Consider the following 19826-nt stretch of genomic DNA (forward strand, 5'->3'; position numbering starts at 1 on the left):
CGGTTATTCCTCGCGAGTCACGCGCAGCACTTCTTCCAGAGTGGTTTTCCCTAGCAGTACTTTACTCATACCGTCATGACGAATACTCGGCACCGTTTTGCGAATATGTTTCTCAATCGCTAACTCGCCGCGACCCGTATGGATCAACTCACGCACGCTATCATCAACAGTGAGCAGCTCATGGATCCCCGTACGACCGCGGTAACCATTATGGCCACACTCTTTACAACCTTTAGCACGACAAATAGTGCGTGGATCATCAAATGCAATACCCAGCAGCTCTCTTTCACGCTCGTCAGGTACATGTTCCTCTTTACAGTGCTTACATAAAGTTCTGATCAATCGCTGCGCGAGTACGCCTAGCAAGCTCGACGATACAAGGAAAGGTTCAACCCCCATGTCTTGTAAGCGCGTAATAGAACCTGAAGCCGTATTGGTATGCAGTGTTGATATCACCATGTGACCGGTTAACGAGGCTTGCACTGCAATTTGAGCGGTTTCAAGATCGCGAATTTCACCAATCATCACCACATCGGGATCTTGACGCAAAATAGCACGCAGACCACGAGCAAATGTCATATCAACTTTGGCGTTTACCTGTGTTTGACCAATACCCTGTAATTCGTACTCGATAGGATCTTCGACGGTTAGAATATTGGTGTCGATTGAATTGAGTTCAGTTAAGCCGGCATACAAGGTGGTACTTTTACCGGAACCGGTTGGCCCAGTGACCAAGATAATACCGTGGGGTTTGCGGATCAGTTCATCGAACTGCAGCCGCACAGCTTCGGTCATGCCCAGTTGGACCAGATCTAAATTACCGGTATTTTTATCGAGTAGACGTAGTACCACACGCTCGCCATGGCTTGATGGCATCGTCGATACACGTACATCGACCGCGCGGCCAGCAATACGCAGTGAAATACGGCCATCTTGTGGTACTCGTTTTTCAGCAATATCTAATCGTGCCATTACCTTAATACGCGATACTAACAGTGATGATAGTTTGCGGTTCGGCTTTAGGACCTCTTTTAAGATACCGTCGACACGGAAACGCACCACCAGTTGTTTTTCATAGGTCTCGATATGAATATCGGACGCTTCTTCTTTAATCGCTTCAGACAGGAGCGCGTTAATCAGTTTAATGATCGGTGCGTCATCGTCACCCTCTAGCAAGTCCTCTGTTTGAGGTAGCTCTTCAGCGAGGGTAAACAGGTCCATCTCGTTACCAATATCTTCCATCATCTGCTGCGCTTCTGATGAATTAGCTTGATAGGCTTGGGTTAAGCGTGTTTCAAACGCTACCTCCTCTAGCTTAATCAATGGTAACGACTTACCACTATAACGACGAGCCTCCAATAATGCTTCTAGAGGCGTGCCGGTCGTATGATAGAGCGATAAGACACCATTCTCATCTTTATCTAATGCGGCATTAAACCGATGGGCAAATGCAAAAGGCAGCCGCTCTTTGCTGGTCGAATGGAAAACTTCGTCAGCTTCCGCTTCAGACACGAGTCCAAGTTCATTTGATACTTGTGCTAGTTCATCATCTGCTTGGATCTTATTATCACTCATCAGCTACATCTTTTTCAGTGTCAGCTGTTTCTACCGCTTTCTTTGCGTCAGCATCTTTGCTCTCAGAGATCCGCTTCAACGCTGGGTCGGTTTGGCGCATTTTAGTGTCTAGCCCTTTACCTGCTTTATAGCGATTCAGAACTTCATTCACCTCTTCAGGTAGATACGCCTCTTGATCCCACTCTTCTAGAATAGGTACATTAGTATTTGGCATTAAATTAACACCACGCGCTTGCTGCTCAAGTTGCAGCGCACGGAAGTACTTATATTTGCGGCCAGCAATACCTTGCATGGTGATGCCATCACGAATAATCGTTGGTTTGATAAACACCATCAAGTTAGTCTTTTTCTTGCCACTTGAAGATGACTTGAACAGATGACCAATGAAGGGGATATCGCCTAAGAACGGCACCTTTTGCACCGACTCTTGTACCTCTTCCTTAATGAGACCACCGAGCACCACAATCTGGCCGGAGTCTGCCATTACCGTGGTGGTTAAGCGGCGAGTCGCGAAGGTCACATCGACACCGGTTTTACCGTTGATGCCCGACACTTCTTGCTCAATGGTTAACTTAACCGCATTGCCTTCGTTGATCTGTGGGATCACCTTAAGCTTAACTCCGACCTCTTTACGTTCTACCGTCTGGAATGGGTTACTGTTGCCATTACTAGAGTTTTGGCTACCCGTAAGGATCGGTACCTCATCACCGACAATGAATGAGGCTTCTTGGTTATCAAGGGTGGTAATTGACGGTGTTGCTAGTACGTTGGACTTGGTATCACTCGACACTGCTTGAATCAGTGCGCCAAAGTCTCCCATCGCCACGCCCCATGCCATACCATTCACTTTACCTAAAGCTTGTGCCAGCAGGGTAATATCACCTTGTGTGTCAGGATTCTCGGTACAGGTTCCGTTCTCTGTACAAACAGTGGTCCCTTCCTCGCCCTGCGCCTGCCATACACCGGCGCCAATCTCACCAATGGTTGGGCCTAAGTTGTTAAACTGCGTTCCACCGCCTGCGGCCGTGGCCCACTGCACCCCGAAGCCGACATCATCACCTTCGCCGACTTCGACAATAATGGCTTCAACCAGCACCTGCGCCCGGCGAACATCTAACTGATTAATCACACTCTCAATGGTGCGCATCTGATCGGGATCGGCGGTGATCACCAAGGCATTGGTGTCGGCATGGGCCATGATATTAATTTCTTTACGGCGCTTGTTACCACCTTGCGCTGAGCCGCCCTTGTCATCTCCCAGCTGCTGGGCAAAGCCAGTTAGCACTTCGACTAAGTCTTCAGCATTGGCGTAGTATATATAGCGTACTTTAGTATTGCCCGTGCTCGCTTGCTCGGCATCCAATTGCCTAATGAGCTTAACAACCCGTTGACGACTCTTTTCGTCACCACTAACAATCACGGAATTAGTCCGTTCATCAGCCACTACTTTAGGCGCTTGACCCGGTAGCTGCGCTTGATTCGCCGTGGAGCGATACAGGGCATCGACGATACGGACAATTTCACCTGCTGATGCAAATTTAAGATTGACCACTTCGACCGCGGTATCTCCCTGTTTATCGACGCGACGGATGATCTCAACCAATTTGTTAACCACGGCGGCACGGCCGGTGATCATCAATACATTTGAGGGGTTGTAGTTAACCACATTACCGCCGCCGGCATTATCGTTTAGCTGACGTAATAAGGGCGCAAGCTGTTTGGCATCGGTGTTATACACCGGCACGATACGGGTAACCATCTCATCACCGATCCCCGGTGTATCATCGTCAGCAATGCGAATCGATGCGGTTTTGGCATCTTTATCCTTGATGACCTTAATGATGTTGTTTTCCATCTCAACCACGGCATAACCGTAGACTTGCAGCGTGTTGAGAAAGAATTGGTAATACTGCTCATCGTCTAGGAGATCGTAGCTACGAACATTGATTTTGCCGCGAACGGTAGGATCGACAATAATAGTGCGGTTTAAGTTTTTACCAACAATGTTGATAAATTCTTGAATATCTGTGCCCTTAAAGTTAGCCGCATATTGTTCAGACCAGGCAAGCTGCGGCGCTAATAATGACGCCCCCATGACCATGCCGGCAATTAGTCCGCGTCTAATCCTTTTATTATTCATTGTAATACGTCCCCTAAAACCTTTAATTGCGGCAAGCTCAATGAGTTATTGCAGCAGCCTTTATTGTTATTGGTTGCTGCTCTTCTATTGCGGCAAGCTAAACATGATTTCGATCAGTTGACCTTCGCGTTCAACCATTAAGGCAATTTCAGTCATCTCTGGTAATTGCCCCATTACCTCTAATGCCTGACCCATATTAGTCAAGTCGTAACCATTTATCGACTTTGCCAAATCATTGGGTTTAAAACCTGCCTCGATAAATAACTTTCTGTCTTTACCTGGATTGAGGCGATAGCCCGCAAGCTCTCCATCTCTTTTAACTGGAGAAATCGCTAAGTAATCGGTGATTTTGCTCGGGTCAGCTAAGATCTGCTCACGTGATTCGCCTAACTCTCGGGCCACTTCACGGTTTTGACGTTGATCTATTCTGTTACCCTTAGGTAAGCTCTTGGCTCTTTGCAGTTGCTGATTAGCATTACTGTTGGTGTTGTATTCAAGACCATCCAGCATCAGGGTTTCGTATCGCCCACTGTTGGTGATGATAATACGATCGGCATAAACCTCTTTTAACGAGGCCGATGTGCCTTTAATTTTGTCGCCTAAGCCGTAAGTATCTTGGCTACCCCCTGATGCAATGACCGCTAAGCCCTTTTGCTCGGTCGTTGACGCGACCACACCAGTCAACTGAATTGACAGCGAGGTTTTAGGTGCATCGGTAATCACTTCTTCTTTCGGAGCGACCTTAGGCTTGGCTGAAGCACTATCGGCGTGACCAAAAAGCCCTAATTCTTGCAAAGCAGAAATGTTTATCACCCCAGAAGATGTCGAAGAGACAGGCGTAGGCGTCCAGCGAGAAACAGCTGAATTTTCAGGAACTAGCTTCCATGTGATCTGTGCTAATAGCAATAGCGTTAGCACGACACCTAGACCAAATATCGCTGAGCTAACGGGCTTTTGAGGCACACCCGCCGCTTTGGTTAAAAACTTATCTAATAAATCCATATTTATGTGGACCCTCTGCACAGGTCTCTGTTCTGATAATGATAATTTAGCAAATCCTGACTCATGCTAACCCACACTGCACCCTGCAACAAGCCCATAACAGCAGCAATGTTGGCGATAATAGGCCAAATATGCTAACTTTACGCGCCTTAAAAGGGTGTGAAGCTTGCCACTCTTTTGCGAGTAGAGGCGTAAAGATTTGTATATTAATACTCAGCTTGTGAACTTCCCCCTACTTTAATCAAGGTTAATCTACCACTGGAGTCGCTCATGAATGACAACGAGCAACAAACATTAAAAGTCCGCTTAGATAAATGGCTCTGGGCTGCACGCTTCTATAAGACTCGCGCCATCTCAAAAGAGATGATTAATGGTGGTAAAGTACACTACAACGGCCAACGCTCAAAATCGAGCCGATATGCAGAGGTTGGCGCGACCATTAGATTAAGGCAAGGGTATGACGAAAAAGAGATCGTCATAGTAAAAATATCCGAACACCGCCAGAAAGGGTTAATCGCGCAAACCCTTTATGAAGAAACACCACAAAGCATAGCGAAACGTGAGACATATGCCGAACAAAGACGCTTGAATATTCTTCATAATCCGGCACCCGACCATAAACCGGATAAGAAACAGCGTCGCCAAATAATGCGCTTTAAAGAAAGCTAACACTGGAATACCGAAATGACTAAAGACAATTTATATCGCTACCTGTTTGAAAATGCCAGCGTGCGTGGTGAACTGGTACAACTAGAGAAGAGCTACCAAGAAGTGATAGCCGCCCATGACTATCCGTTAGCAATTCAGCATCTATTGGGCGAATTGATGGCAGCAACATCACTGCTAACGGCGACCTTGAAGTTCAGTGGCGATATTAGTATTCAATTGCAAGGTGATGGTCCAGTATCGTTAGCCGTAATCAATGGTAATAACCTGCAGCAGCTGCGCGGCGTGTCTCGCTGGACTGGCAACATTGCTAATGACACACCAATACAAACCCTGTTTGGCAAAGGACACATGGTGATCACCTTAACGCCAGATGATGGCGAGCGTTATCAAGGTGTGGTTGCACTCGATAAAGAAACACTAGCCGAATGCTTAGAAACATACTTTGAACAATCAGAGCAGTTACCAACCAAAATAAAGCTGTTTGCCAATACTCAGCAAGCAGCGGGAATGTTCCTGCAGGTGTTGCCTACTAACGGCGACCATAATGAAGAGTTCGAACACCTATCTGTATTAACTGAAACCGTTAAACAAGATGAACTCTTTGCGCTTGAAGCGGAAGAGGTACTGCATCGTCTCTATCACGAAGAGGAAGTGCTGCTATTTGATCCGGTAGCGATTACTTTTAGCTGCACTTGTTCAAAAGAGCGTAGCGCGCAAGCGATTCGCACCGTCGCTAAAGCAGAGATCGATTCGATTATTGCCGAGCAAGGTAAAATCGAAATGGGTTGTGAGTACTGCAACAGCAAATACATTTTTGACACCATTGATGTCGAAGCCATTTTTACCAATGCAGCAAGCAGTGACGTCACTCAGTAAGTATTTACCCTATTAATTCGATTAAGGCGCTCATTGAGCGCCTTTTTTATCCCATCATCAAGCAACCATCCTTTAGTAGTACCTCTGTCACTTTTTGAGCTTTTTTTTGATCTTGTGCACATATTCAATTGCGCATACGTTACAATCGCTTCAAACAAAATAGCTGGCGCCATAGACCGGCACATAACAACGACCCTACTGATGGAGACCTTACACATGGCGGATGGATCTAACCGCGAGTACCTTAACCTTTCTACAGGCCAATTAGTCGAGCTTGCGCTAGCGCGTGGCGAAGGTGAATTGACTGCAAACGGTGCTTTAGTTGCAAAAACTGGCGAACGATCTGGTCGTTCACCCAATGACCGTTTTATCGTTAAAGAGTCTAGCTCAGAAGCTGATATTGAGTGGGGAGCAGTCAATAAACCATTTGCAGCTGACGCATTTACTGCCCTTTGGAATCGTGTTGAAGCTTATCTAGCAGATAAAGACACTTTCGTATCGAATCTTGAAGTTGGTGCAAGCAAAGAGCATTATCAGCCAGTGACTGTAACCACTGAATATGCATGGCACCAACTATTCGCCCGTAACCTTTTCATCATTCCTGAAGAGTTTAATGCAGCAGATAAGCCGACTTGGCAGATCATCAATGCACCGGGGTTTGAGTGTGTACCAGAACGTGACGGTACTCATTCGGACGCGACTGTTATCTTGAACTTTGCAGAACGCAAAGTGCTACTTGCTGGCCTTAAATATGCTGGCGAAATGAAGAAGTCGATGTTCTCAGTGCAGAATTTCCTACTGCCAGCGAAAGGTGTATTACCAATGCACTGCTCAGCTAACGTGGGTCACGACGGCGACACTACGCTGTTCTTTGGTCTATCAGGAACAGGTAAAACCACACTTTCAGCAGATCCAAAACGTTTCCTTATCGGTGACGATGAGCACGGCTGGGCACCCGGTGGCGTATTTAACATCGAAGGCGGTTGCTACGCAAAATGCATCGACCTTAGCGAGAAGAACGAGCCGGTAATTTGGGATGCGATCCGTTTCGGTACAGTACTAGAAAACGTCGTTACTGATGAGAACCGTGTACCTGATTACACTAACTCTTCATTGACAGAAAATACTCGCGCAGCCTACCCGCTTGAGCACATCGCTCAACGTAAAGAAGAAAACTGCGGTGCAGAACCTCATGCCGTTGTATTCCTAACGTGCGACGTTTCAGGTGTATTACCACCGGTTTCTAAGCTCACTAAGGAGCAAGCAGCCTATCACTTTTTATCGGGTTATACCGCTAAAGTGGGTTCAACTGAAATGGGCTCAACGGCAGCCATTCAGTCAACGTTCTCGACCTGCTTCGGCGCACCATTCTTTCCACGCCCCGCTGGCGTATACGCCGAACTGTTAATGAAGCGTATCGAATCCTTCGGTAGCCAAGTTTACTTGGTCAATACGGGTTGGACAGGTGGTCCACACGGTATCGGTAAGCGTTTTGATATCCCTACGACGCGTGCCATTGTCGATGCGATAGTCAGCGGTGAACTCAAAGATGTTGAAACCCAGTACCTTGAAAAGTTAAACCTGCATGTACCAGTGGCGGTAACAGGGGTCGACAGCAACTTATTGAACCCAGTCAACACATGGGAAGATAAGCAACAGTACGCAGAGTTTGCACAGCGCCTCGCTGAAAGCTTTAAAACTAACTTTGAAAAATACCAAGTACCTGATTCAATCAAGAATGCTGGGCCAAACGCCTAACGCTACCCACTAGCGTAAACGCTTAAGGATCCCAATTTAGCTAAGCTAAGTTGGGATTTTTTTTGGATTAAAGATTCTCCATTTAACAATGGATTACGGTCGCCTACGAGTAAAGCACCTTGAACTTTAAGTAAAGCATGCTTGACATTTATATCAAGTAAGCATAACTTTAAGTCAAGCTTACTTTACAGGCAAGCAAAACAAAAGGAACTGTACCGATGAAAAAACTACTAGAAGCAATCTGCGTCAAAGGGCTGCCAAAGCGCGATATTAAAAATGCCAACCTGGTTAATCTATTAGCACTGCTGTGGGCTGTCTCCCTTTTGATTGGCACCTACCTTGCCGAAGAAGGCATGCTGGACAGCCCGTTAACCATTGCTATTGCCTTTGGGATACATACCATTATCGGCATCGCCATGCTGCTGTCTTATAAACGCTTTCTAATCCAGCTCGATGAAATGGAACGTAAAGTGCAGCTAGGTGCACTAGCACTGGCTGTCGGTGTGGCCATCATTAGCTTTTCAAGCTATTCAATTTTAGAAAGCGCAACGACCTTGCCACCCTTACAAACCTCTTATCTCATTGCGCTTATGGCCTTAGCCTATTTGGTTGGTATTATTAAAGGAAGGTTGGCTTACCGATGAAAAATCGCTTAAAAGTACTCAGAGCGGAACGAGATTGGACTCAAGCTGATCTAGCCGACAAACTTGAAGTATCACGGCAAACTATCAATGCGATAGAGAAGGGGAAATACGATCCCAGTTTGCCACTCGCCTTTAAAGTTGCCCGCCTATTCGAGATGCCCATTGAGGCCATCTTCGAAGATGAAACAGAACTTGAAGTGGGTTAGTTATAATAGGTCCTCCGTATTGGAGGACTTATTTGTTAGCGCCAGGATTTAGCTAATATTCCTTGTTATGCTGCAATATTCCACTTCATATTTATCCATGAATAGCCAAGAGTAGTCACTGTTTCACGAACTAAATAACTTGAGATGGATAACAAAGGATTGAACTATGACATTAGGTAATCAAATTAAACAGTGCCGCACAGCTCGTGGCTTGAGTCAGCCGGAGTTGGCTGAAATGGTGGGAATTGAGCAGTCTTACTTATCGAAACTAGAGAATGACAAATCAGTGCCGTCCAATGATGTGTTTCGCAGCCTACTTAGCGCCTTATCGCTCAGTATCAACGAATTCCTAGCTGCTATCGACACTAAAATGTACCGCCAGCAACTCAACCAAGTCGCCGACATAGAAGCGATATTGTCTCAAAAAGACAATCTAAAGATCCGCTCGCTGCGGCGCTTTCTCTATCTTGCTGCCACGCTAATAGTCTTAGGCATTACGACCTTCTACGCAGGTTATAGCCGACAGATCTTTTCAGAAAATCAATACCAGTACCAATCCCTAGGGGTAGTACAGCCAGGTGAGCCACTCGATATCTATTCGTCTTGGAGCCGCACTTTGGACGCAACAGTTGAGAATAGCCATTCTATTAGAGAGCAGAAAAGGGTTGAAATGGCTAAGCGCAGAGATGACCACTACCTGCTAACGACTGACAACAGAAGCCAAAGATTTAATATCGACGTTGATGGCGGAAAAAGGATGTATTCCCTCGATAAAAAGGTCTCGGTACCACGAGCAATCAATGCATGGCTGCAGCTATTGGGAGTCCTGTTTTTTGCAGCAGGTATTGTCGGTTTTGGCCTAGAGCGACGCTTATACCAACGACAATAAGGCCATACACAGAATATCTAGCGGCAAACATCCATCTTTAGCAGCGCAATATCAATGACAATGCGGACAGATTCAGTCGAACAGTCCGCATGATTCGACACAGTTATCCTCTTGCACTCATCAGCATTTTGATGAAGTATAACCCCTTATAATAATTCTAAATTTATCTAAAAGATGGATGCCCTATCATGCGCCTAACACCGATATTGACTCGCAGAGCAGCCCTTACCAGTCTAGTTGCTCTTGCGACCAGTGCCATCAGCTTAAGCACCATTGCCGCAGAGCACGATGCCACACCTCAATTAGCGACCACTTACGTGAATGACGCCATTTTGCCGCCGATGATTGAATGGCACGGCAAAAGCGAATCACTATTGGTCGCACCAGATAGTGAGTGGGCCACTCCATTTGAAAAAAATGGCCTTAAAACTAGTCCAAGCTATGACGAAACATTCATCTGGTTAGATAAGCTTATTGCTCAAAGTAATATGCTCAAAAAAGTCAGCATAGGTAAGAGCCCACAGGGACGCGATATTTGGATGATTGTCGCCTCTAAAGAGGGCGCAGAAGATGCAGCGGCACTCTCAAGCAACGATAAGCCTAGCGTATTGGTGCAAGCTGGGATCCATTCAGGCGAGATCGATGGTAAAGACGCTGGCATGATGTTGCTACGCGACATTGTATTTGGCAATAAGTCAGCCTTGCTTGATAATGCCAACCTCCTGTTTGTACCGATTTTCAGTGTCGACGCCCATGAGCGTTCAACTCAGTTTAATCGCGTCAATCAAAGAGGCCCTGTCAATATGGGCTGGCGTACTACCGCCAATAACCTCAACCTCAACCGTGATTACGCCAAAGCAGACACCCTCGAGATGCAGCACATGCTGCGCGCCATCAATATCTGGCAACCCGACCTGTACATTGATGCGCACGTTACCGACGGCATTGACTATCAATATGACGTCACCTTTGGCTACAACCTTGCGCAAGGTCTTAGCCCTGCAAGTTATAAGTGGTTAGAGAACAGCTATCGCCCTGGGATTGAATCCGCACTCACCGATGAAGGTCATGTCCCAGGGCCATTAGTTTTCGCACTCGATAATACCGATATCACCAAAGGCATGTCTTTATGGAATGCAGGCCCACGCTTCTCCAACGGCTACGGCGATGCCCGTCACTTGCCGACCATTCTAATAGAGAACCACAGCTTAAAGCCGTTTAAGCAGCGCGTACTCGGCACCTATGTGATGCTCGAAGCCACGTTAAAAATCATTGGCAAAGATGCAACCAAGCTAAAATCCGCGATCCAACAAGATAAGTACCGCTACGCACCACGACTGACATTAACCTGGAAGCAAGAGCAGCAAAAACAGGGCTGGGACTTTAAAGGCATCGGTTACTCAATGGAGCAAAGTGCCATTAGTGGCAACGAGATTGTGCGTTGGAATGGCAAACCTAGGCTATATGAGAACCTACCCGTCATCGGTGGCACTAAAGCGGATATCAAAGTGAATCGCCCAACGGCCTATTTTATCCCGCCGCAATGGACAGACGTGATTGAACGTTTAAGTGTGCATGGCATACGCATGACCGCGTTAACTAAACCTAGTAAACAGAAACTACAGCAATATCAATTTGCCGAGCCTAAATTTGCGGTAGCGGATTACGAAGGTCGACAACGTGTTAGCGCTGATATTAGTAGCCAACGAATCGACACCACTTTAGCTGTCGGTACAGTGCGTATCGATACCGATCAACCTCTGGGCGATCTCGCCATACTGCTGCTTGAGCCACAATCAGCTGATTCGCTATTTCAGTGGGGATTTTTCAACCCTATCTTCACCCGCACCGAATATATCGAAAACTATGCCGTAGAGCCGTTGGCAGCGCAGATGCTAAAAGCTGATCCGGCACTGCAAGCCGCATTCGATGAGGCGCTCAAAGATAAGGACTTTGCCGCTAATCCTCAAGCGCGACTACGTTGGTTCTACGAGCGCAGCCCGTATTATGATGCCCAATACCAGATGTACCCCGTGCTAAGAAGCAACTAAAAGCAGTTGCACTTCACAAACAAAAACAGCGCCAAAAGGCGCTGTTTTTTGTTATCTCAGTATGACTTAGCCTTTCTTAACGCCTGAAATAGCATAAGTAAGCGGTAATCTTTGTCCCTGTTGCTCAACAAAGTAACGTAAACGCGACGCTTTACCTTGTGGCAGTGCGACTTCAACGCTCTCCTCTGTCAGTCCATCAAAACAGTCGTAGGGGCTAAAGGGATACTCATTGAAAGACTCGATCTCTATGCCTGCACGGATCAATGCATTCAGCACATCAGACAGGGAATGCGACCAACTGATAAAGGTTTCAGTCTCATCACCGGCATTCTCGGTGTAGGTCGGCTCATCTTCCACATCGGGTTCATCTTGATGAAAGTAGCTATAGCCTTCAAATACCGCTTGCGCAGGATGAAACTCCACCATATAGAACTGGCCACCAGCGTTGAGCTTACTCGCTATGGTCTGTGCCCACTTGTCTAAATCAGGTAGCCACACGATGGCGCCATAAGAGGTAAATACGATATCGAACTGCCCAGCCACCTGCTCAGTCACCTTATAGACATCGGTACAAACGAAATCAGCATCCAGCCCAGCTTGTACAGCCAATGAATTGGCTTGCTCAATAGCCGCAATAGAGAGATCGACACCCGTGACCTTGGCTCCAAGCCTCGCCCACGACAGTGTATCCAAGCCAAAATGGCATTGCAGGTGTAATAGGCTTTTGCCTGCTACATTCAACGCCGCTAGCTCTATCTCTTGTAAAGAGCTATTACCCTTTAAGAAACCAGCGACATCGTAAAAGTCAGAAGTGACATGGGTTTGCACACGGCGATCCCAACCCTGTTGGTTAACTGATAAATAATCCATATGTTTGCTTCCATTCTAATTACGCTAACTGATTTGGCTATTCGCTATCAAACCCTTGAGTAAATTCACCAATAATGTCGATTTTGGCCAAATTGATGAGCGAATTCACCACTGCAAATTAAGATAACAATAAAACATCACAACTAAAACAATTAGATAACCACCTGGCACGTTATCTGCATTTACTAAGAACAAAAAAACAAAACAATAACAAGGACACCATCTAATGAAACTACTCTCTAGCCTTTTTGCCGCAGCGATTACGCTCACTCTCTCTGGTTGCATCATCAATGTTAATGGTGCCCATGCAGGACCGATGGATCACCAGAAGAAGACCATTAAGATTGAAGCCGCAGGCATCGACACACTCGTCGCCGATACCGGTGCTGGAGACTTGAAGATCCAAGGCGTTGCAGGGCTGACTCAAATCACCGTCATTGCCGACATATACACCTACGGCGATATCAAAGCGGATTTGACCCTAGATAAAAAGGGTAGCAACGCAAAATTGGTGGCTGAGTTTGACAGCAATATCAATTTCAGCCGCTCTCCTTACATCGATCTAACCATTCAAGTTCCTGCCCATATGATGCTAAAGCTTGAAGATGGCTCTGGTGATATTGAGATTAGCAATGTCACTGCAAATATCCAGCTTGAAGATGGCTCAGGTGACCTTTCGATTCAAGGCGGTAATAACCTCAACATCATCGATGGCTCGGGCTCGGTATCGATTAGCAACACCACAGGCACACTGACCCTTGAAGACGGTTCTGGTTCAATCAACTTAAACGGCATCGGCGGCGATACCAACATTGATGACGGTTCAGGCGACATGACAGTAACAAACGTCAATGGCCACGTAGTGATTGATGATGGCTCAGGCGATATCGAAGTCGACAACACCAAAGGACTTAGCATTGTCGATTCAGGTAGCGGCGATCTCAGTGTCGACAATATCAATGGTTCAGTAAGCATGAACTAGCTTGGCATTGAGTCGAATTAATCATCCAGATGAGCGATTCAAACTCACTTTCCTAACTAATGCTTAAATTTGATCTAAAATTAGTTCTTAAATGAGCTCTTAAATGAGTTCATAAATGAGTAAACCTTCCCGGCGCAGGTGCTGTTGTCGATTAATGTGCTAACGGTCAGTTATGCTGACCTTAAGCACACTAGAGTACAGCAGCGTCCTGCCCACCCTTTCAGGAACTCAGCTGGATTATCAGCTGAGGTTCGATAATTATCACATCCATCTAGCACGTTGTTCTTAAGCATCGACGCAATATCTAACATTTGTGGTTCCAATGACCTGCGGTCGGCGTATGTGCAGACGCTACTGAGGCTCGCCGCAAGTTCGTCCATGAAGGCTCAACGAAAACATCCCTGTTTTCGAAGGCCTCAGCCGCATCTACACCGGATTATAAAAGCGCAAACTCTTGGCATTTGAGTTATCAAGTTTTAAAGCACCAACCCCTCCAACAAACTCCAGATTCATATAAACCGCTACACTGTATTCGCATCAAATGCCGCTTTCTACGTGCAAAAATATGCCTACAGCACGCATTCTAGGCATCGATAATTCTTTAACATTCAGTAAAGTCGATAAAAATCAATAGGCTAAAAAACAGCAAAAAATGATATGCGGACCTCGCAAACAACTAGGCTCTCTTTCTCCGACTAAAATAGCCCCACTTCTAACTGTGGCGTGATAAATAAGTCATTTGCAACAATAACTTAGCAGTGCTAAGTTGAAGGGAGTTAACATAGTTGCAAAGAACGTTATCAAGCAACTAATGAATGAGTTGTTAAGTTACTTCAGGGAAGAATTATAGGATGTCTAAGTTAAATGCACTCAAACCTCTCGAATGGTATATATACGGTCAAGGTTATCTTCTTGTCGCATGGTTATACATACAGATTGTGATATCGCCTATGGGAATTTTCGCAATATTCACTTTCTTTACTTTGGATATTTTTGGATTAGAAAAGTTCTTCCCTGCATTGTACTACTCATTAAGCGGAGGCTTTGTAGTAGGTATACTTTGGGCTGAACGAATAAGAAGAACTATAGGTATTTTAACATTTCACGCTTATTTGCTATCAACACCAGAAATTGAGGGATGGCGAAATCGTAATGGGAGTGTGATTCGGTAAAGTTAACTGAACAAGCCTCTGAATTAAGATTCACCAAGGCTGTCATGCCATTAGCTGAGCAAGTCGCCCACCAGCACATGGTTCACTTATTAGAGGGGCGTTATGTTTCAGGGGGAGTTCAGTGAAGCTCTTTATGTTTTTTATCTTCATATTATCGCAAGCGACAGCATTTGCTGACACAGATAGAGGAAGAGCTGTTTCGATGTATCAGCTTATAACTTCGCCGGAGGAGTTTGATTTAAACTTGGTGAGTTTAACAGGAGTAATAGTGGTTACCGATGCGGGGTATCCTCAACCTGGTTATAGAGTGTATCTCTTCCCTAATAGTTATTCCGCAGAGTACTTCATTGTGCCTGAGGCGATAGAATTAACGGTGAGTTTTCCAGAGGATATACAACAAGATTTTCACGATAAGTGGAATCACAAGACAGTGGAGCTATACGGGGAGTTTTATCGTAAGACCTATAGCTTTTCCCCTGAGCCCGCTGGAGCTCTAAGTTCTGTGTATGCATTGCGAGAGATAAAACCGCTTAAATTCAGTAAGTAATAGAAACATAACAAGGCCAAGTAAGCCGACTCCGTCAGCTGTCGCGTTTTTTGCAAAAAAAAAGGCAGGGCGGCCGTATATTCTATTAAGTATCTATTTCAAGCTCATATGCCGAATTAGTGCGCTTTCCAACCTTGTGTAGATACGGCTGAGACCATCGAAAACAGGGTGAGAGATAACGCAGTTATCAAGCTTTCGAACGAGAGGCATGGATGCCGAACTGGCCTTTAAATAAGGATATTGTTTGTTTTCGTTGAGCCCATAAGGCCAATTATGTTCCAGACAGAATTTGGCATTCCCTCCGTCCTTGGAGGTCAGATGTGCTTGCGGCGAGTCTCAGCAGTGTCTGCACATACGGTCGTTCATTCACATCTGACCCAAAGGGATATGGGAAATTTCGTTATGATGGCAGGAACATCATCGACCATGTGATCACGACATTCAGACATCCTGTCCAGCACCACCGCAGGCAATTGGAACCACTAGGCCGACTCTCCTGCTATCAACGCCAGCTTCTTAACCCTTGGCCACTTCTTTAACGCTATCTCTCGCTTAAGTGCTTCCGACCGAGTACCGACCGTCTCGCTATAAGCCAAGCTCAACGGGCCTTTGCCGCGCAGGAACTTGGCCGACTTGGCACTGTTACTCTGATGCTCATTAAAGCGCCGTGCCACATCGGTGGTGACGCCTATGTATAGGTGGCCGTTGGCACAGCGCACCATATACAAAAACCAGACTGACTCAGTCGCCACTATTTGACATCAACCTTATCTAGGTTCTTATCTAAGCCACTATCTAAACTACTATCTAAACGACTATCTAAACCGAGCAAGCCGATGAAGAAGGCGTACTCTTGCGCTTTGTCTTCATACTGGCGATAACGACCACTCTTACCACCGTGCCCCGCTTCCATATCGGTATCAAACAGCAGCACATTATTATCAGTCTTCATGTCGCGCAGCTTAGCGACCCACTTGGCAGGTTCAAAGTACTGAACTTGTGAATCATGTAAGCCGGTGGTGACCAACAGATGCGGATAACTCTGGGCTACGACATTGTCATAAGGCGCGTAACTGAGCATATAGTCAAAATAGACTTTCTCGTTCGGGTTGCCCCATTCATCATATTCGTTGGTGGTGAGCGGGATCGATTCATCCAACATGGTGGTAACCACATCAACAAACGGCACGTGGGCTGCAACGGCAAAGTAGCTTTGTGGTGCTTGGTTTATCACCCCACCCATTAGCAAACCACCGGCACTGCCGCCCGCGGCAACCACTTTGTTTTTATCGCCATAGCCTTGCGCAGTTAATGCCTCGGTGACATCGACAAAATCATTAAAGCTATTTTGCTTATTGAGCATGCGACCATCGTCATACCAGCCACGGCCGAGCATTTCAGAGCCACGAATATGGGCAATCGAGTACACGATGCCGCGATCAAGCAAGCTTAAAATCGACGAGCTAAAGTCGGGTTCAACCGTATAGCCGTAGGAGCCATAGCCATACTGATACAGTGGATTAGTACCGTCTTTGTTGAACATATCTTTACGGTATACCAAGGTTACCGGGATCTCTTTACCGTCTCGGGCGTTAACGAATACCCGCTCAGCTTGGTATAACGTCCCATCAAAACCACCGAGCACCTTTTCTTGCTTCAGCAGCTCACGTTGATTGGGCTCGGCCAAGTCATATTCGTAGACAGACTCTGGTGTGGTCGGGCTAGAGTAATACACTCTGAGCTTATCGCTTTGCTGGCTGGCATTCACATCAAAGCCAACCACGTAAGCTGGGTCATTGAATTTAAGCTCAAAGCCCGCCGTCATATCAAAGTCTTGCCCCTTCAACGGATAAACATGAATACGGCTGATGCCACGTTCACGGGTTTGCACCGCCATATATTGATCTAACAGCAATACATCTTCAATTCTTGATTGCTCATCGTGGCCAATGACATCTTGCCAAGCTTGCTTGTCAGCGGCTTTAGCTACCGCGACTTTCATTAAGCGAAAGTTACTCGCTTGCCAGTTAGTTAAGATGTAATAGCTGTCAGCCAATTTGGAGACCGAATACTCATGCCCCTCCTCCCGTGGCAATACAGGCTTAAACTCGCCTAACGCCGCATTAGCATCCAGCATTGATACTTCGCTGGTAATGGTGCTTTCTGCGTACAGGGCGATTGAGGTTTCGTCGAGTGACTTACCGAGACCGATGTAAAAGGTGTCATCTTTTTCTTCATACACCAGTACATCTTTAGTTTGCGCAGTACCCAGCTTATGGCGGAACACCTGATAACCGAGCAAGGTCTGTGGATCTTTAGCAATATAGAATAGGTGTTGATTATCATTGGCCCATACGACGTGGCCGTCAGTCCCTTCAAGCTGATCTTCTATTAGCTCGCCGGTGCTAAGATCTTTAAAATAGAGGGTGTAAATTCGCCGACTTAGCAGGTCCTCCCCAAATACCAATTTGCTTTCATCAGGGCTAACCGATATGCCCCCTAAACCGTAAAAATCATGACCTTTAGCGCGCTCATTGACGTTGAGCAACACCAATTCATCGCTACTTTCTAGCTCGACTTTTCTAGCCACTACTGGGTATTCAAAGCCCGCTTTGTAGTAGCGATAATACCAATGATTATGCCAAAAATAGGGTACGCTCGATTCATCCTTATCGAGTCTGCCGATCAGCTCTTCAAATAGCTTTTTTTTGAGTGCGTCGTAAGGCTGAAATTGCGCCTTGGTATAGTCATTTTCGGCATTAAGATGAGCAATGATCTTAGGGTCTTTACGCTCGTCATCACGCATCCAGTAATAGTCATCGATACGAGTTTCACCATGCAGCTCCATGCTATGAGGTATTTTTTCCGCTTTAGGGGCCGTTGTTTGAGTCTTAGAGGTCATATTGGTACATCCGAGTAGCATTACGGTGCTTAGTGTGAGGGCGAAAAGTAGTTTCATTTTGCACATCCTTATGAGCAAAAATAGAGCGGCGAGACGATTCATCGCCATGGCCACACTTCTGTATGCTGCAGCTTGTCATTTTAATCAAATTGAAGCAACATAGCGGCGCTTATCTCGTCAACAAACGTTAGATAAGCATAATTCTCAGGGCGGGGTGTAACTCCCCACCGGCGGTAAGTTGTGCATGATGTCGTTATACATCGTCATAAAAGCCCGCGAGCGCCTACCGATACGACAAGATGTCCACTGGTAGGGTCTAGCAGATCTGGTAAACACGCCTTAATGATGACGCCCGTCATATTAAGGTTGCACCTATTCCAGAGCCGACGGTAATGATTACTACAGCGTACTATGTATGCTGCGTGTACTGAGTCCGGATGAAAGAGAATATAAGATTGAACAATGTTGCCTGCGCAGCAGTGTCATTGTGTTTTGCCGAGTGCGAAGCACTTACATACTGCCTGTATGCCATCATTTATTTCAGCTCTTATTAAGCACCTGCATTAATCACCAATGTGAGTGTCATTTTCTGTACGCCCTGATTCTGGCAACCCAATGTAGTTTATTAAAGGATGTTAACCATGAATCAGTCTTTACTCGCGCCTTATGGCAATGCTATCGAACGCGTCAATGCCGCACTTACCGCCCTTCGACAAGGGAAAGGGGTGTTAGTTGTTGATGATGAAGATAGAGAAAACGAAGGCGATCTTATCTATGCAGCAGAAACCCTTACCAATGAGCAGATGGCGCTGCTTATTCGCGAATGTAGCGGTATCGTTTGCTTGTGCCTTACTGATGAGCGTATTGCGCAGCTAGAGCTGCCGCCGATGGTCGTTGATAACAATAGCCAATACGGCACCGCCTTTACCGTCAGCATCGAAGCCAAAGTAGGTGTTACCACCGGCGTATCGGCAGCAGATAGAGTCACCACGGTAAAAGCGGCCATTGCAGATGGCGCCGTTGCTGATGACCTTGCCCGCCCAGGACATGTCTATCCTCTACGTGCTCGCCCAGGGGGAGTATTGGAGCGTCGCGGTCATACCGAAGGCACCGTCGACTTAATGAAGCTGGCAGGATTGAAACCTTTTGGCGTTCTGTGTGAAGTGACGTTACCCGATGGCACTATGGCACGCTTACCTGAAATCGTCAGCTTTGGGCAGCAGCATGATATGCCGGTGCTAACCATTGAAGATATTGTAGCTTACCGTAACTCACAGTAATGCCGCTGATCCGCTCTCTGCCGTAAGTCGCTTGAGCGTATTCACCCAAGCTGTACATAGGCCACATTTTACTTGTGGCCTTGTTATTTTAGTCATACTCACCCCTCAGAAAACAACCGCTGAATTAGCGGCGTAGTATTACTCTGCCTCATGCCAAGGCAATTTAGCAAAAGCGCATTTATCATCATTAACAGCGTCAAAAAAACTCTAATAAGAAGAGACTTTTAGCCACCCGTTTGACACTACTCGCTAAATTCGTGACC

The 19826-nt window shown here is 46.2% G+C and carries 16 protein-coding genes, 1 pseudogene and 1 riboswitch; of the genes and pseudogenes, 11 read left to right on the forward strand and 6 right to left on the reverse strand.

Going from position 1 to position 19826, the window contains the following annotated elements:
* Positions 1–3: 3 nt before the first annotated feature.
* From gspE to gspC, 3 genes are all read right to left on the reverse strand, one after another.
* Positions 4–1575 carry a type II secretion system ATPase GspE gene (gspE, locus tag L2755_RS11795; RefSeq protein ID WP_248980896.1) on the reverse strand — a complete coding sequence of 524 codons (1572 nt, stop codon included), beginning with the start codon at positions 1573–1575 and terminating at the stop codon, positions 4–6.
* On the reverse strand, positions 1568–3715 hold the full coding sequence (gene gspD, locus L2755_RS11800; protein ID WP_248980897.1) for a type II secretion system secretin GspD: 2148 nt from the start codon (positions 3713–3715) through the stop codon (positions 1568–1570). Before gspD ends, gspE begins: the two co-directional genes overlap by 8 nt.
* 84 nt (positions 3716–3799) lie before the next feature.
* Positions 3800–4717: a type II secretion system protein GspC gene (gene gspC, locus L2755_RS11805; protein ID WP_248980898.1), complete on the reverse strand. Its 918-nt coding sequence runs from the start codon at positions 4715–4717 to the stop codon at positions 3800–3802.
* Positions 4718–4987: 270 nt separating this feature from the next.
* Between gspC and hslR the strand changes: the two genes are divergently transcribed.
* From hslR to L2755_RS11840, 7 genes are all read left to right on the forward strand, one after another.
* On the forward strand, positions 4988–5386 hold the full coding sequence (gene hslR / locus L2755_RS11810; RefSeq protein WP_248980899.1) for a ribosome-associated heat shock protein Hsp15: 399 nt from the start codon (positions 4988–4990) through the stop codon (positions 5384–5386).
* Between the two features lie 15 nt (positions 5387–5401).
* Positions 5402–6262: an Hsp33 family molecular chaperone HslO gene (hslO, locus tag L2755_RS11815; RefSeq protein WP_248980900.1), complete on the forward strand. Its 861-nt coding sequence runs from the start codon at positions 5402–5404 to the stop codon at positions 6260–6262.
* Positions 6263–6478: 216 nt separating this feature from the next.
* Positions 6479–8020 carry a phosphoenolpyruvate carboxykinase gene (locus tag L2755_RS11820; RefSeq protein WP_248980901.1) on the forward strand — a complete coding sequence of 514 codons (1542 nt, stop codon included), beginning with the start codon at positions 6479–6481 and terminating at the stop codon, positions 8018–8020.
* Between the two features lie 218 nt (positions 8021–8238).
* Positions 8239–8664: a hypothetical protein gene (locus L2755_RS11825; protein ID WP_248980902.1), complete on the forward strand. Its 426-nt coding sequence runs from the start codon at positions 8239–8241 to the stop codon at positions 8662–8664.
* Entirely contained in the window at positions 8661–8870 is a 210-nt protein-coding gene (locus tag L2755_RS11830; RefSeq protein WP_248980903.1) for a helix-turn-helix transcriptional regulator, read from the forward strand. The genes L2755_RS11825 and L2755_RS11830 overlap by 4 nt, the downstream gene beginning before the upstream one ends.
* A 166-nt stretch (positions 8871–9036) precedes the next feature.
* Complete coding sequence (locus L2755_RS11835; RefSeq protein WP_248980904.1) at positions 9037–9759, forward strand: helix-turn-helix domain-containing protein; 723 nt, start codon at positions 9037–9039, stop codon at positions 9757–9759.
* 188 nt (positions 9760–9947) lie between these two features.
* Entirely contained in the window at positions 9948–11810 is a 1863-nt protein-coding gene (locus L2755_RS11840; protein WP_248980905.1) for a M14 family metallopeptidase, read from the forward strand.
* 66 nt (positions 11811–11876) lie between these two features.
* Here L2755_RS11840 and L2755_RS11845 read toward each other — a convergent pair whose 3' ends face one another.
* Complete coding sequence (locus L2755_RS11845) at positions 11877–12680, reverse strand: class I SAM-dependent methyltransferase (protein ID WP_248980906.1); 804 nt, start codon at positions 12678–12680, stop codon at positions 11877–11879.
* Between the two features lie 226 nt (positions 12681–12906).
* On the opposite strand from L2755_RS11845, the gene L2755_RS11850 reads away from it, so the two are divergent.
* The 3 genes from L2755_RS11850 to L2755_RS11860 all read left to right on the forward strand — a co-directional run bounded on the left by L2755_RS11850 (position 12907) and on the right by L2755_RS11860 (position 15381).
* Complete coding sequence (locus tag L2755_RS11850; RefSeq protein ID WP_248980907.1) at positions 12907–13662, forward strand: DUF4097 family beta strand repeat-containing protein; 756 nt, start codon at positions 12907–12909, stop codon at positions 13660–13662.
* An 851-nt stretch (positions 13663–14513) separates the two neighbouring features.
* Complete coding sequence (locus tag L2755_RS11855) at positions 14514–14834, forward strand: hypothetical protein (protein ID WP_248980908.1); 321 nt, start codon at positions 14514–14516, stop codon at positions 14832–14834.
* A 202-nt stretch (positions 14835–15036) separates the two neighbouring features.
* Positions 15037–15381 (forward strand): hypothetical protein, encoded by a 345-nt coding sequence (locus L2755_RS11860; protein WP_248980909.1) that lies wholly within the window; start codon positions 15037–15039, stop codon positions 15379–15381.
* A 482-nt stretch (positions 15382–15863) separates the two neighbouring features.
* On the opposite strand, the pseudogene L2755_RS11865 reads toward L2755_RS11860, so the two are convergent.
* Positions 15864–16121, reverse strand: a pseudogene (locus L2755_RS11865) (GIY-YIG nuclease family protein); the annotation flags it as partial.
* Between the two features lie 11 nt (positions 16122–16132).
* Positions 16133–18340 carry a S9 family peptidase gene (locus L2755_RS11870; RefSeq protein ID WP_248980910.1) on the reverse strand — a complete coding sequence of 736 codons (2208 nt, stop codon included), beginning with the start codon at positions 18338–18340 and terminating at the stop codon, positions 16133–16135.
* A 139-nt stretch (positions 18341–18479) separates the two neighbouring features.
* Positions 18480–18736, forward strand: a riboswitch (FMN riboswitch).
* Positions 18737–18924: 188 nt separating this feature from the next.
* On the opposite strand from L2755_RS11870, the gene ribB reads away from it, so the two are divergent.
* On the forward strand, positions 18925–19563 hold the full coding sequence (gene ribB, locus L2755_RS11875; protein ID WP_248980911.1) for a 3,4-dihydroxy-2-butanone-4-phosphate synthase: 639 nt from the start codon (positions 18925–18927) through the stop codon (positions 19561–19563).
* Positions 19564–19826: the final 263 nt, after the last annotated feature.

Source organism: Shewanella abyssi (genome assembly GCF_023284025.1).
Classification (GTDB): Bacteria; Pseudomonadota; Gammaproteobacteria; order Enterobacterales; family Shewanellaceae; genus Shewanella; species Shewanella abyssi.

What these genes read in the sequence shown, in the direction of transcription:
- gspC (WP_248980898.1), bottom strand. Translation starts at nt 4,717, where the DNA reads ATGGATTTATTAGATAAGTTTTTAACCAAAGCGGCGGGTGTGCCTCAA.
- L2755_RS11835 (WP_248980904.1), top strand. Translation starts at nt 9,037, where the DNA reads ATGACATTAGGTAATCAAATTAAACAGTGCCGCACAGCTCGTGGCTTG.
- L2755_RS11820 (WP_248980901.1), top strand. Translation starts at nt 6,479, where the DNA reads ATGGCGGATGGATCTAACCGCGAGTACCTTAACCTTTCTACAGGCCAA.
- gspD (WP_248980897.1), bottom strand. Translation starts at nt 3,715, where the DNA reads ATGAATAATAAAAGGATTAGACGCGGACTAATTGCCGGCATGGTCATG.
- L2755_RS11870 (WP_248980910.1), bottom strand. Translation starts at nt 18,340, where the DNA reads ATGAAACTACTTTTCGCCCTCACACTAAGCACCGTAATGCTACTCGGA.
- ribB (WP_248980911.1), top strand. Translation starts at nt 18,925, where the DNA reads ATGAATCAGTCTTTACTCGCGCCTTATGGCAATGCTATCGAACGCGTC.
- L2755_RS11825 (WP_248980902.1), top strand. Translation starts at nt 8,239, where the DNA reads ATGAAAAAACTACTAGAAGCAATCTGCGTCAAAGGGCTGCCAAAGCGC.
- L2755_RS11850 (WP_248980907.1), top strand. Translation starts at nt 12,907, where the DNA reads ATGAAACTACTCTCTAGCCTTTTTGCCGCAGCGATTACGCTCACTCTC.
- gspE (WP_248980896.1), bottom strand. Translation starts at nt 1,575, where the DNA reads ATGAGTGATAATAAGATCCAAGCAGATGATGAACTAGCACAAGTATCA.
- L2755_RS11855 (WP_248980908.1), top strand. Translation starts at nt 14,514, where the DNA reads ATGTCTAAGTTAAATGCACTCAAACCTCTCGAATGGTATATATACGGT.
- L2755_RS11840 (WP_248980905.1), top strand. Translation starts at nt 9,948, where the DNA reads ATGCGCCTAACACCGATATTGACTCGCAGAGCAGCCCTTACCAGTCTA.
- L2755_RS11860 (WP_248980909.1), top strand. Translation starts at nt 15,037, where the DNA reads ATGTATCAGCTTATAACTTCGCCGGAGGAGTTTGATTTAAACTTGGTG.
- hslR (WP_248980899.1), top strand. Translation starts at nt 4,988, where the DNA reads ATGAATGACAACGAGCAACAAACATTAAAAGTCCGCTTAGATAAATGG.
- hslO (WP_248980900.1), top strand. Translation starts at nt 5,402, where the DNA reads ATGACTAAAGACAATTTATATCGCTACCTGTTTGAAAATGCCAGCGTG.
- L2755_RS11830 (WP_248980903.1), top strand. Translation starts at nt 8,661, where the DNA reads ATGAAAAATCGCTTAAAAGTACTCAGAGCGGAACGAGATTGGACTCAA.
- L2755_RS11845 (WP_248980906.1), bottom strand. Translation starts at nt 12,680, where the DNA reads ATGGATTATTTATCAGTTAACCAACAGGGTTGGGATCGCCGTGTGCAA.